This is a genomic window from Streptomyces sp. NPDC047043 (genome assembly GCF_040644055.1).
Classification (GTDB): domain Bacteria; phylum Actinomycetota; class Actinomycetes; order Streptomycetales; family Streptomycetaceae; genus Streptomyces.
In genome coordinates, this window is sequence record NZ_JBEYVO010000003.1 from 290829 (window position 1) to 302740 (window position 11912).

Genomic DNA, 11912 nt, shown 5'->3' on the forward strand with positions numbered 1-11912 from the left:
CCTCGACACCGGCGCGCCCCTACGGCTCACTCGCCGGCGCCGTCGCGCAGACTTCGTAACTGACCTTGTGCTCGTCCAGGTCCCGCAGTGCTTCGGCGGACGCTCCGTCGTCGACCAGGAGCAGGTCGAAGCGGGAGAGCGGGACGACCCGGTGCAGGGCGGTCCGGGCGAGTTTGGTGTGGTCGATCAGCAGGACATTGCGGGCCGCCGAGTCGAGCATCGCCCGCTTCACCGACACGATGTGCTGCTCCTGGTGGTAGGCGTAACCCCCGTGCACGGCCGACGTCGACGCGAAGCAGACGTCGACCCTCAGGGACTGGATCGCCTCGACGCAGGACACGCCGAGGAAGGAGGAGTGCAGGGGGTCGTAGTCGCCGCCGAGGGCCATCAGATGGATGCCCCGCTGGTCGGCGAGCAGGTTGAGCGCCTCCAGGAAGTTGGTGACGACCGTGAGCGGGGTTATCTCGCCCAGGCGGAGTCTGCGGGCTATCTCCAGGGTGGAGGTGGAGTCGTCGAGCATGATCGCCATGCCGGGCTCTATCGAGCGCATGGCCTGCTCGGCCACGGCGGCCTTCGCCGCACGCATCGTCTTCAGCCGGTACTGGACGTTGGACTCGAAGACGCCGGACGGCTGTGCGGTGACCCCGCCCCTGAACTTCCTTACGATTCCCTGCCGTTCGAGCTCGTCGAGGTCCCGGTGGATGGTCATCAGGCTCACCCCGAAGTGCTCGGCGAGCTCGGCCGCGGTCGCCGAACCCTGGGCCAGGACCCGCTCGGCCATGGCGGCCTGGCGGGCCGCGGGGCCCTGCTGCGTGTTGTTCATTGCCCGATCCTTCGTCCTGGACGCTCCGGCCGGTCGGCCTCGAACAGCAGCAGGTTCTCAGGCCGGACCGTCAGTCGTACGGGATCGTCGGGCCGCAGCCCGGTCGTGTCGGCGCGCGGGGCGACCAGCGACACGTGCTGCTCGCCGAGCCGGACGGTGACCTCGACGGACCGGCCGAGCACCTCGGTGACGTAGACCGTGCCGGTGAGCTCGTGCCCAGGGCCCTCGCCGAGCGTGAGATCACGGGGCCGGACGCCGATCAGCACCTCCGTACCCGGAGCGGCCGCGGCCCTGATCGGCAGCTCGACCTTCCCGTCCGCCGACCGGAAACCGCCGTCGGCCGCGACGGCCCCCGGCAGCAGATTGATCCGCGGCCGCCCGAAGGCCCGGGCGACCTCGGTGTCGTACGGCCGGTACCAGATCTCCTCCCGGGTTCCCGTCTGCACGATCCGGCCCTCCCGGATCACGCCGATCCGGTCGCCGAGCGCCAGTGCCTCGACGGAGTCGTGGGTGACGTAGAGCGTGGTCGTGTTCTGGACCGCGCCGATCGCCTTCAGTTCCGCCCGCATCTGCTGACGGAGTTTGGCGTCGAGGTGGGAGAGGGGTTCGTCGAGGAGGAAGGCGCGGGCGGGGCGGACCAGGACCCGGCCGAGGGCGATGCGCTGCCGCTGCCCGTTGGACAGCTGGCCGACCGGACGGTCCAACAGGGCGCTGATACCGAGGAGTTCGGCGATCGCGCCGATACGGTCGCGGGCCTCCGCCGCGGGCAGCCGGTGGCGGGGCGAGCGGAGCGGGGAGGCGAGGTTGTCGTAGGCGGACCGGTGCGGGTAGAGGGCGTAGCTCTCGAAGCACATCGCGACGCCCCGCTCGTAGGGCTCGACGCCCTGCATGTCCTTGCCGTCGAGCACGACCGTTCCGGTGTCGGGCTGTTCGAGCCCCGCGACGGTCTTGAGGGTCGTCGTCTTGCCGGCGCCCGAGGGGCCCAGCAGGCAGAAGAACTCGCCTTCCCGGACGTCGAGTTCCAGGTCGTCCAGGGCTGTGACCTTGCCGTACGTCTTCCGGATCCCTCGCAGCCCGATCATGACTTCACCGCCCCGAAGGACAGCCCCCGCACCAGATACCGCTGGATGGTGAGGGCAAGGAGCAGTGGCGGTACGACGGAGACGAGTGCCGCCGCGGCCGTGAGGTTGTACTTGGGACGGTCGCCGCCGAGGAAGGACAGGGCGCCGACGGTCACCGTCTGGGCCTCGTTGGAGGTGAGGATGAGCGGGAAGACGAAGTTGTTCCAGGCGAAGATGAAGGCCAGCAGCGACACCGCCGCGATGCCCGGCTTCACCAGCGGAAGCGCCACCTTGAAGAAGGCCTGCTTGCGCGAGTAGCCGTCCAGCAGGGCCGCCTGCTCCAACTCCGGTGTCAGATCGGCGAAGTAGGACCGCATGATCCACACGATCAGCGGGAGCGTGACCAGTTGCAGCACCCAGATCATGCCGACGTACGTGTCGAACAGGCCGAGCTTCTGGTAGAGCACGAACAGCGGGATGATCACGGTGAGTTCGGGCGCGAACCGGAACGACAGCAGCGTGAACATCAGGTTCTCGGAGCCCTTGAACCGCCACCGCGCCGAGGCGTACGCCGCCGGCAGCCCGACGACCAGGGACAGCACGACCGCCCCCACCGACACCACCAGACTGTTCACGAAGAAGCGCACGAACGGGATGCCCTCGCTGTCGCCGAGCACGGTCCGGTACGAGCCGAGCGTCGGTGTGAAGGAGAAGTAGGTGCTGAAGAGCTCGTTCGCGGGCTTCAGGGACAGGATCACCATCCAGGCGATCGGGAACAGGGCGAAGACGAAGTAGAGGATGAGGGCGAGATCCGCCAGCCATCCCGACAGGCGTTTCCTGACGGTCATTTCGCCTCGGCCGCCTTTCGCTGGATCTTGCCGAGATGGCGTACGAGCACCATCGCGGCGAGGTACACCACGGCCCACAGCACGATCGTGTAGCTGATCCCGAAGCTGTAGCGCTGGAAGCGGATCGCCTCCAGGTAGGCCCGGATCTGCAGGACGACGGTCGAGTCGCCCGGGCCGCCCTCCGTCAGGGCGTAGATGATGTCGAAGACCTTCAGCGAGTCCATGAACCGGAAGATCACCGCGACCAGGACGTACGGCCACAGCATCGGCAACGTCAGCCGCCGGAAGGTGTACCACCAGCCGGCGCCGTCAACTGCCGCCGCTTCGAAGGGACTTGTCGGAAGCGACCGCAGCCCGGCCAGCGCGAGGATGGCGACGAAGGGCGTGTAGACCCAGACGTCGACGGCGATCGACGACAGGAGTGCCCCCGTGGGGGTGTCCGTCCACTGAACTCCCCCCAGGCCGAAGGGTTTCAGGAGGTGGTTCACCACCCCGACCGACGGCTGGAGCATCAGCTTCCACATGATCGCCGCGATCACCGGGGCGATCATCAGCGGCAGGATGAGGATCTTCTCCAGCACCCGCCCCACGATCGACGAGCGGTGCAGCAGCAGGGCGACGGCCACCCCCAGCACGGTCTCCACGGCGGCGGCCCCGACGGCGTACAACACCGTCACCCACGCGGAGTTCCAGAAGGCGTCCTGCGTGAAGACGGTCTCGTAGTTCTCGAACCGCACCATGTCCGGCTGCGGTTTGCTCGCCGAGAAGTCGAACAGCGTGTAGTAGAGCCCGAGTCCGAAGGGGTAGAGGATCCCGCAGGTCAGCAGCAGCGCGGGGACGATCAGGACGTACGGGCGCAGGGTCAGCCGCCAGCCCATCGCCGCTCAGCCCACCTTGGAGGCGAGGTCGCTCGCCAGCCCGTTCAGCACCGACTTGGCGTTCTTGCCGCCGTAGATCTCCTGGAGGGACGCGGCCCAGCTGGTGGTCGCGTCGAAGAACTGCGCCTGCGGGGTGAACTGGATCTTCGTCTGGTCGACGACCGTCTCGAAGGTCTCGATGAAGCCGGGCAGGTGCTTCATCTTGTCCTTGTAGGCCGCGTCCTGGCTGATCGACTTGCGTACGGGGTCGATGTGGTTGTTGGTGATGGCGGCCTTGCGCAGGTGCTCCTTGCCGGTGGCCCACTGCAGGAACAGCCAACTGGCGCTCTTCTTCTTGGACTTGGCGTTCATGCCGAGCGACCAGATCCACATGTTGGTGGCGAGGGAGCCGTCCGGGCCCTTCGGCCCCGGGTGGAAGGCGATCTTCCCGGAGGCGGGTGATGCTCCCTTCACCGCCTGGAAGTAGGCCGCCGTGTCCGCGTCGAAGAGCATGCCCGCCTTCTTCGCGCCGAGGTCGCTGGAGCACTGGTACCAGGTGTACGACGTCCAGGACGGGGGACCGCCCTGCTTGACCATGCCGGCCCAGTCCTGGGTGAAGGCGATGGCCTCCGGGGTGTTCATGGCGGGCGTGAGCTTGCTGCCGTTGACGGTGAAGTCGTGCAGGCCGTTGCGGGCGTACATGGTCATGAAGCCGGGGTGGATGGTGGCCCAGCTGCGGGAGCCGCGTACGGCGATCCCGTACATGCCGTCGTAGCCGGCGCCCGGGGCCTTGCGTTTGATGACCCCGGCGATCTCGCGCAACTCGTCGAAGGTCTCGGCGGGTTTGAGGCCGAGCTTCTCGAAGACCTCGGTGTTGTAGGCGACGACGTTCGTCTCCCAGCCCCACGGCAGCGCGTACTGGCCGCCCTGGCCGAGCGGTGCGCCCGCCTTGAGCGACCACTGGTCGGCCTGGAGGAGGTTGGGGAAGAAGTCGGCCTGGTCCCATTCGGCGCCGGTGGCCGAGGAGTTGCGCATCCAGGGGCCGAGGTCCTCGAGCCAGCCGGGTGGCCCGTACTGCCACACCATGTAGGCGCCGAGCATGAAGACGTCGTACGAGGCCCGCCCGCTGGAGAGGTCCACGGTGAGCTTGTCGAAGTAGTTGTCCTCGGGGAAGACGTCGTACTCGACCTTGATGCCGGTCTTGGCGGTGAAGGACTTCAGGTCGGCGATCAGGGCGTCCGTGTACGGGTGCTTGTTGAGCAGGGCCTTGACCGTCTTGCCCTTCTCCCGCTTCCAGTCGAAGGAGCCGGTGACGTCGTCGGCGGCCGAGCCGTCGCTCTTGTTGTCGTCGCCGCCGAAGCCGGCCCCGCAGGCCGCGAGTAACGGGGTCGCGGCGGCCCCCGCGGTGAGGGCGAGGAAGCGTCGGCGGTCGTGCACGTGCTTGTCCATCCGTGACCTCCACGTGGGGTTGGGCCCGGTGCGCTGTTGGGTTAACACGTTGAGTCGACTCGCTAACAGAGGGTGTAACGGCGGAAGTTGCGCGTCAATCCCTCGCGCAAGGGAAAAACTCGGGTCAATATCGAGGGAGGGTGTGAAGTTCACAGACTCGGCCGCGATGCCCGGGAGGCGCGGATGGCGGATGTTGGTGCAGGCGAGGTGTGGCTGGGCGTCGACCTGGGCACGCAGAGCGTCCGGGTGCTGGCGGTCGCCGGGGACGGCACGGTCCTCGGCAGTGGCTCGGCACCGCTCGGCGGACGCCGGGACGGGGAGCGGCACGAGCAGGATCCGGGGGAGTGGTGGGCGGGGGTGTGCGCGGCCTCGCGGGCGGCGCTCGGCTCACTCGGTTCACTCGAAGGAGTGAGGATCGGCGGGCTCGCGGTGTGCGGGACGTCGGGGACCGTGCTGCTGACCGACGCCGAGGGGCAGCCGCTGAGCCCCGCGCTCATGTACGACGACGGGCGTGCGGCGGCCGAGGCGGCGAGCGCACGGGCGGCCGGGCTGGCGGTGCAGGACACCTGGGCGCTGCCGAAGGCGCGGTGGCTCGTCGGGGCTTACGGGCCGGGCCGGATCACCCACCAGCCCGACGTGATCACTGCACGGCTCGTCGGCAAACCGGTGCCGACCGACTCCAGCCACGCCCTCAAGACGGCCTACGACGTGGAGCGGGAGGCCTGGCCCGACGTCATGGGCCTGCCCAGGGAGGCCCTGCCCGACGTCGTCCGCCCCGGCACCCGGCTCGGCGAGGTCTGCCCGGCCGCCGCGGAGGCCACCGGCATCCCCGCCGGCACCCCCGTCGTCGCCGGGATGACCGACGGCTGTGCGGCACAGATCGCCTCCGGTGCCCTGCGCCCCGGCTCCTGGAACTCGGTGCTCGGCACCACACTCGTCCTGAAGGGAGCGTCCCCGACGCCCGTGCACGACCCCACCGGCGTGGTCTACAACCACCTTGCGCCGGAGGGGAGTTGGCTGCCCGGCGGTGCTTCCAGCGTGGGCGCGGGCGTGCTGACGGCGGCATTCGCGGGCGCCGACCCGGCCGCCATGGACGCGCGGGCGGCCGCCTTCGAACCGTCCGGCGCGGTGGCCTACCCGCTGGTGTCGCCCGGCGAGCGGTTCCCCTTCCTGGCGCCGCACGCCTCCGCCCTGGTCCTCGGCGAGCCGAAGGGCGACGCCGACCTGTGGGCCGCGCTGCTGCAGGGCGTCGCCTTCACCGAACGGCTCTGCCTGGACTACCTCCACCACCTGGGCGCCCCGCTCGACGGCCCGCTCACCTTCACCGGCGGCGGCGCCCGCAGCCCGTACTGGAACCAGCTGCGCGCCGACGTCCTGGGCCGCCCGGCCCGTGTACCCCTGCAGACCGAACCGGCCCTGGGGATGGCCGCGTTGGCCGCGTACGGCACCGGGTCGGGCCCGGAGCTCGCGGCCGTCGCCGAGCGCATGGTGCGCATCCGCACGGTCCTCGACCCCGACCCGGACCGCACGGCGCTGTTCGCCGAGCCGTACGCCCGCCTGGTCGACGAGCTGGCGGCGCGGGGCTGGCTGCCGGCACCGGTGGCGGCGCACGCGCACGACCGGCTCGAACCGGACGCCGTCAACCACCGCAATACTTCGGGCTCATGAGCACCACCCTGCTGCTGGCCCGCCACGGGCAGACCGTCTGGCACGCCGAGAACCGCTACGCGGGCGTGAGCGACGTCCCCCTCACCGACACCGGCCACGCCCAGGCCGAGGCCCTCGGCCGCTGGGCCGCCGCCCACCCCGTCGACGCGATCTGGACGTCCCCGGTGTCCCGGGCCGTCATCACCGCCGAGCCCGCCTGCCGCGCCCTGGGCCTCATCCCGCACCGCGAACCCGACCTGCGCGAATGCGACTTCGGGGTGGCGGAGGGCCGTACGCTCGCCGAGTTCGCGCAGGAGCACCCGAAGGCGGCGGAGGCCTTCCGCGCCGACCCGGTGGCCCACCCCTTCCCCGGCGCCGAGGACCCGGCCGCCGCGGCCGCGCGGGGCGCCGCCGCCCTGCACCGCATCGCCGCCGCGCACGACGGCGAACGCGTCCTGGTCGTCGCCCACAACACGCTGTTCCGCCTGGTGCTGTGCGAACTCCTGCGCATCCCGGTGTCCGAATACCGCCGGGTCTTCCCACGCCTGCGGAACGCCGCCGTCACCGAACTCCGTATGGAAACCACGTCAGTTGGGCTGATGTCGCTGAACGTGCCGTGCGATCCGGACGAGGCGTAGATGATGGCCGCATGACGGAGATCGACACCTCGGTACCGCATTCGGCCCGCATCTGGAACTACTGGCTGGGCGGCAGCGACAACTACCCGGTCGACGAGGCGGCCGGCGACGCCTACACCGCCGTCTTCCCCGGCATCGTCACCATCGCCCGCAGCAGCCGCGCCTTCCTCGGACGCAGCATCCGCTACCTGGTCACGGAGGCGGGCGTACGCCAGTTCCTGGACGTCGGGTCCGGCCTGCCGACCGTCGACAACACGCACGAGGTCGCCCAGCGCCTCGCACCCGAGTCGAAGATCGTCTACGTCGACCACGACCCCCTCGTCCTCGCCCACGCCCGCGACCTGCTCAGCTCCACGCCGCAGGGCGTGACGGCGTACGAGAACCTGAACCTGTACGAGCCCGACCGCATCCTGGAGGCCGCCGGGAGGACCCTCGACCTCACCCGGCCAACCGCCCTGATCCTCAGCGGCGTCCTCGGTCATGTCGCCGGCCACGGCCAGGCCCGCGACCTCGTGCGCAGCCTGCTGGCGGGCCTGCCGTCAGGCAGTCACCTCTCGCTCAACGAAGGCTCCCGCGGCACCGACCCGGACTACGAACAGGCCCAGGACGCCTACAACGAGACCGGCGCCGTCCCCTACTTCCTGCGGCCGGTCGAGCAGATCGCCGCCTTCTTCGAGGGACTCGAGCTGGTGGAGCCGGGTGTGGTGTCCGTCCCGCTGTGGCGCCCGGAACCGGGCGCGGCCACGGCCCCGATCGGGCAGCACGGCGGCGTGGGCCGCAAGCCGTGAGCCGTCGGAGGTCGCGTCAGCTCTTGGCGCGCGACCTCTGCCAGGCGTACCCCACCGCCGCCAGGACCGCCGTCATCGAGCCGGTGTAGTAGAGCTGGACCCGGGTGCCGGGCTCCCGTGCCATCAGTACGAAGATGCCGGCCATCCCGGCCAGCGCCATCCACGTCAGCCAGGGGAACGCCCACATCCGTACGACCAGCTTCTCCGGGGCCTCCCGGTTCAGGCGGGCGCGCAGGCGCAGCTGCGAGACGGCGATGAAGATCCAGACGACCAGGATCACGCCGCCGATCATGTTCAGGAGCCAGGGGAAGACGTCGTCCGGGCGCCAATAGCTGAGTACGACGCAGATGAAGCCGAAGACCGAGGAGGCGAGAACGGCGGTCCGCGGGACGCCCGACGAGACCTTGCCCAGCGTCTTCGGGCCCTGGCCGCGCTCGACCAGGGAGTAGGCGATGCGCGAGGAGCCGTAGATGTTGGCGTTCATCGCGGAGAGCAGGGCGACCAGGACGACGACGTTCATGAGTTGCCCGGCGCCGGGGATGCCGAGGTGGTCGAGGGCGGCGACGTACGGGCCCTTCTCGACGACCTCCTTGGAGTCCCAGGGGACCAGGGTGACGATGACCGCCATGGAGCCGATGTAGAAGAGCGCGATGCGCCACATCGCGGTTCGGACCGCGCTCGCCACACCGCGCACCGGGTCCTGTGACTCCGCCGCCGCGATGGTGACGGTCTCCAGACCGCCGTACGCGAAGATCGAGGCGAGGATGCCGACGATCAGGCCCTCGCTGCCGCCCGGCAGGAAGTCGCTCAGGTTCGAGGCGCCGGGGGAGTTTGTGCCGGGCAGGACGCCGGCGATGGCCAGCACACCGAGGATCAGGAACAGGCTGATCGCGCCGACCTTCAGGGCCGCGAACCAGAACTCGAACTCGCCGAAGTTCTTCACGGCGGCGAGGTTCGTGGCGCAGAAGACGACCATGAACAGGGCCACCCAGGCCCACTCGGGGGTGCCCGGCAGCCAGCCCGTCACGATCTTCGCGGCGCCGATGCCCTCCAGGCCCACGGCCGTGCAGAGCAGGACCCAGAAGGACCAGCCCGCGGTGAAGCCCGCCCACGGGCCGATCGCCCGCTCGGCGTGTGCGGAGAAGGAGCCCGACGACGGGTACGCGGCCGACATCTCGCCCAGCATCCGCATCACCAGCATCACGAGGAGACCGGAGAGCGTGTAGGCGATCACGATGGAGGGGCCGGCCGCGGCGATGCCCGCGCCGGAGCCCACGAAAAGACCCGCGCCGATGACACCGCCGAGGGCGATCATCGACAGGTGGCGCTGCTTGAGGCTGTGGGACAGGGTGGCGTCGGCCGCTTGTGGCGGCGTCTCGACCGTGGTGGTGCTGTTCGGCATGGGTGCGGCTCGTCCAGGTAATAGGCGGGCAAAAACGCCCACAGTCTGGGCAGCCTCTCCGCTCAGGAGGAGAGGCTGCCCACTATCCGGACGCGCTCACTACAGGTTGCGACTATGCGGCTACGGATGTGTAGTGCGAGGCGTCGCCCTCGATCGAGTAGCTCTCCTTGCCCTCGATGCCGACCGGGATGTCACCGGCGACGGTCACCCGGTGCAGCCGGCGCGGCCGGCCGTCGTAGTTGTCGATGGCGTAGTGCTGGGTGATGCGGTTGTCGAAGAGGACCAGCTGGTTCTCCGACCAGCGGTGGCGCAGGATGTTCTCCGGACGGGTCACGTACGCCTGGAGCAGGTCGAGGATCTTGCGGGACTCGGACGGCGACAGGCCCACGATGCGCTGCGCGAACCCGCCGATGAACAGGCCGCGTTCGCCGGTCAGCGGGTGGACGCGGACCACCGGGTGGACCGTGCGGTACTTGATCGACGTGAACTGGGCGCGCTGGGCGGCCTGCTGCTCGTCGAGCTCCTTTTCCGGTACGGCGTAGTCGTAGTCGTTGGTGTGCTCGGCCCAGAGGTTGTCCGCCAACTGCCGGAGGGGCTCGGGGAGTTGGCGGTAGGCGGCCGCCGAGCTGGCGATCAGGGTCTCGCCGCCGTACGGCGGGATCGTGATGGAGCGCAGGGTGCTGGCCTGCGGTGGGTTGAGGACGAAGGTCACGTCGGTGTGCCAGTGGTTGGCGGCGCGGCCGCGCTCGCTGTCGACGGGCAGGACGTTCGGGACGCCGTCGACGGAGGAGACCGTCGGGTGGGCGGTGGTGACGTCGCCGAAGTGGCGGACGAAGGCCTGCTGGCTCTCGTCGTCGAGGTGCACGTCGTCGAAGACCAGGGCCTTGTGGACGTTGAGGGCCTCGCGGAGGGCGGCGGCGGTCTCCGCGCCGAGCGGCTCGGAGATGTCGACGCCGGAGACGCGGGCGCCGATGTGCGCGGTGACCTTCTGGATCTCGATGCCGGACATGTACGGGTCCTTTCAGACAGCGGCGAGTGCAGGAGTGGTGGTGACGTACTGGTTGGCGGGACGGGGGAGGCCGTAGCGCTCCCGCAGGGTCTGCCGGGAGCCGTACTCCGTGCGGAGCAGGCCGCGGCCGCGGAGGATCGGGACGACCTGTTCGACGAAGGTCTCGAGGCCGGACGGCAGCACCGCGGGCATGATGTTGAAGCCGTCGGCGGCGCCCCGCGTGAACCACGTCTCGATCGCGTCGGCGACCTGCTCGGGCGTCCCGGCGAAGGTGAGATGGCCGCGTCCGCCGCCGAGCCGGCCGATCAGCTGCCGGACGGTGAGGCGGTCGCGCCGGGCGAGTTCGACGATGAGCGTGTAGCGGCTCTTGGCGCCCTCGATGGCGTCCTCGGGCGGCAGGTCGGCGGGCAGTTGGGCGTCCAACTCCAGGGTGCCGGCGGGAAGTTGCAGCAATCGCTCCAGGTTGGCCACTCCGTGCCGGTGCACGATGTGGTCCTCGAGGAGCTGCTCGTTCGCCCGGGCTTCCGCCTCCGTGGAGCCGATGACCGGCACGATCCCGGGCAGCACCTTGATGTGCTCGGGATCCCGTCCGGCCACCTCCGTACGGGACTTGAGGTCGGCGTAGAAGGCCTGCGCGTCGGCGAGGGTCTGCTGCGCGGTGAACACCGCCTCCGCGTACCGCGCCGCGAACGCCTTGCCGTCCTCGCTGGAGCCCGCCTGCACCAGCAGCGGGTAACCCTGCGGTGAGCGGGGCACGTTGAGGGCGCCCTCGACGCTGTAGTACGTCCCCTTGTGCAGCGGCGGATGGATCTTGTCGTCGTCGCCCCAGACGCCGGTCGCCTTGTCGGCGACGATCGCGTCGTCCTCCCAGCTGTCCCAGAGCTTCAGGGCGACGTCGAGGAACTCGGCGGCCCGGGCGTAGCGGTCGGCGTGCGCGGGCTCGTGCTCCAGACCGAAGTTGCGCGCGGCCTCGGCACCCGCCGTGGTGACGATGTTCCAGCCCGCCCGGCCGCCGCTGATGATGTCGAGCGAGGCGAACTTGCGGGCCAGGTTGTAGGGGGAGTTGTAGGAGGTGGAGGCGGTGGCGATCAGACCGATGTGCTCGGTGGCCGTCGCCAGCGCGGTGAGCAGGGTGAGGGGTTCGAGGGCACCGGCGGGCCGCTGGGCGATGTTGCCCCAGAGCTGCGGGCCGTCGGCGAGGAAGAGCGAGTCGAAGGTGCCGCGTTCGGCGGTTCTGGCGAGCCGTACATAGTGGTCGAGCTCGACATGCGCGTACGGATCGCTCTCGGGGAGCCGCCACGAGGCCTCGTGGTGGCCGGTGTTCATGAGGAAGGCGTTGAGGTGGAGCTGGCGGGTCATCGGTGATCCTCCGGGGAACCCAGGGCTGTCG

At 69.9% G+C, this 11912-nt stretch carries 11 protein-coding genes; 3 read left to right on the top strand and 8 right to left on the bottom strand.

Annotated elements, in window-relative coordinates; all coding sequences use genetic code 11:
• Window positions 1-19: 19 nt before the first annotated feature.
• Genes ABZ880_RS06545 through ABZ880_RS06565 form a run of 5 tightly spaced genes read right to left on the bottom strand, consistent with a single transcriptional unit; the run spans window position 20 to window position 5038 of the window.
• Window positions 20-823, bottom strand: coding sequence for a DeoR/GlpR family DNA-binding transcription regulator (locus ABZ880_RS06545; protein WP_361257848.1), 804 nt, complete (start codon window positions 821-823; stop codon window positions 20-22).
• Window positions 820-1905, bottom strand: coding sequence for an ABC transporter ATP-binding protein (locus ABZ880_RS06550; RefSeq protein ID WP_361257851.1), 1086 nt, complete (start codon window positions 1903-1905; stop codon window positions 820-822). The genes ABZ880_RS06545 and ABZ880_RS06550 overlap by 4 nt, the downstream gene beginning before the upstream one ends.
• Window positions 1902-2732: a carbohydrate ABC transporter permease gene (locus tag ABZ880_RS06555; RefSeq protein WP_361257854.1), complete on the bottom strand. Its 831-nt coding sequence runs from the start codon at window positions 2730-2732 to the stop codon at window positions 1902-1904. The genes ABZ880_RS06550 and ABZ880_RS06555 overlap by 4 nt, the downstream gene beginning before the upstream one ends.
• Window positions 2729-3610 carry a sugar ABC transporter permease gene (locus ABZ880_RS06560; protein ID WP_361257857.1) on the bottom strand — a complete coding sequence of 294 codons (882 nt, stop codon included), beginning with the start codon at window positions 3608-3610 and terminating at the stop codon, window positions 2729-2731. The genes ABZ880_RS06555 and ABZ880_RS06560 overlap by 4 nt, the downstream gene beginning before the upstream one ends.
• Before the next feature lie 6 nt (window positions 3611-3616).
• Window positions 3617-5038 carry a sugar ABC transporter substrate-binding protein gene (locus ABZ880_RS06565; protein ID WP_361257860.1) on the bottom strand — a complete coding sequence of 474 codons (1422 nt, stop codon included), beginning with the start codon at window positions 5036-5038 and terminating at the stop codon, window positions 3617-3619.
• 183 nt (window positions 5039-5221) lie between these two features.
• Between ABZ880_RS06565 and ABZ880_RS06570 the strand changes: the two genes are divergently transcribed.
• From ABZ880_RS06570 to ABZ880_RS06580, 3 genes are read left to right on the top strand one after another with little or no spacing between them, the layout of a single operon-like run.
• On the top strand, window positions 5222-6706 hold the full coding sequence (locus tag ABZ880_RS06570; protein ID WP_361257863.1) for an FGGY-family carbohydrate kinase: 1485 nt from the start codon (window positions 5222-5224) through the stop codon (window positions 6704-6706).
• Window positions 6703-7323: a histidine phosphatase family protein gene (locus tag ABZ880_RS06575; protein WP_361257866.1), complete on the top strand. Its 621-nt coding sequence runs from the start codon at window positions 6703-6705 to the stop codon at window positions 7321-7323. The genes ABZ880_RS06570 and ABZ880_RS06575 overlap by 4 nt, the downstream gene beginning before the upstream one ends.
• 11 nt (window positions 7324-7334) lie before the next feature.
• A complete protein-coding gene (locus ABZ880_RS06580; RefSeq protein WP_361257869.1) occupies window positions 7335-8111 on the top strand; it encodes an SAM-dependent methyltransferase in 777 nt (258 codons plus the stop codon).
• Between the two features lie 16 nt (window positions 8112-8127).
• Here the strand turns inward: ABZ880_RS06580 and ABZ880_RS06585 are convergent, their stop codons facing one another.
• The 3 genes from ABZ880_RS06585 to ABZ880_RS06595 form a co-directional block, all read right to left on the bottom strand.
• Window positions 8128-9513, bottom strand: a complete 1386-nt coding sequence (locus tag ABZ880_RS06585) for an amino acid permease (RefSeq protein WP_361257872.1) — start codon at window positions 9511-9513, stop codon at window positions 8128-8130.
• Window positions 9514-9625: 112 nt separating this feature from the next.
• Window positions 9626-10522, bottom strand: coding sequence for a TauD/TfdA family dioxygenase (locus tag ABZ880_RS06590; RefSeq protein ID WP_361257875.1), 897 nt, complete (start codon window positions 10520-10522; stop codon window positions 9626-9628).
• Between the two features lie 12 nt (window positions 10523-10534).
• Window positions 10535-11881: an LLM class flavin-dependent oxidoreductase gene (locus tag ABZ880_RS06595; RefSeq protein WP_361257878.1), complete on the bottom strand. Its 1347-nt coding sequence runs from the start codon at window positions 11879-11881 to the stop codon at window positions 10535-10537.
• Between the last annotated feature and the right edge of the window lie 31 nt (window positions 11882-11912).

What these genes read in the sequence shown, in the direction of transcription:
- ABZ880_RS06545 (WP_361257848.1), bottom strand. Translation starts at nt 823, where the DNA reads ATGAACAACACGCAGCAGGGCCCCGCGGCCCGCCAGGCCGCCATGGCC.
- ABZ880_RS06550 (WP_361257851.1), bottom strand. Translation starts at nt 1,905, where the DNA reads ATGATCGGGCTGCGAGGGATCCGGAAGACGTACGGCAAGGTCACAGCC.
- ABZ880_RS06565 (WP_361257860.1), bottom strand. Translation starts at nt 5,038, where the DNA reads ATGGACAAGCACGTGCACGACCGCCGACGCTTCCTCGCCCTCACCGCG.
- ABZ880_RS06590 (WP_361257875.1), bottom strand. Translation starts at nt 10,522, where the DNA reads ATGTCCGGCATCGAGATCCAGAAGGTCACCGCGCACATCGGCGCCCGC.
- ABZ880_RS06560 (WP_361257857.1), bottom strand. Translation starts at nt 3,610, where the DNA reads ATGGGCTGGCGGCTGACCCTGCGCCCGTACGTCCTGATCGTCCCCGCG.
- ABZ880_RS06595 (WP_361257878.1), bottom strand. Translation starts at nt 11,881, where the DNA reads ATGACCCGCCAGCTCCACCTCAACGCCTTCCTCATGAACACCGGCCAC.
- ABZ880_RS06585 (WP_361257872.1), bottom strand. Translation starts at nt 9,513, where the DNA reads ATGCCGAACAGCACCACCACGGTCGAGACGCCGCCACAAGCGGCCGAC.
- ABZ880_RS06555 (WP_361257854.1), bottom strand. Translation starts at nt 2,732, where the DNA reads ATGACCGTCAGGAAACGCCTGTCGGGATGGCTGGCGGATCTCGCCCTC.
- ABZ880_RS06575 (WP_361257866.1), top strand. Translation starts at nt 6,703, where the DNA reads ATGAGCACCACCCTGCTGCTGGCCCGCCACGGGCAGACCGTCTGGCAC.
- ABZ880_RS06570 (WP_361257863.1), top strand. Translation starts at nt 5,222, where the DNA reads ATGGCGGATGTTGGTGCAGGCGAGGTGTGGCTGGGCGTCGACCTGGGC.
- ABZ880_RS06580 (WP_361257869.1), top strand. Translation starts at nt 7,335, where the DNA reads ATGACGGAGATCGACACCTCGGTACCGCATTCGGCCCGCATCTGGAAC.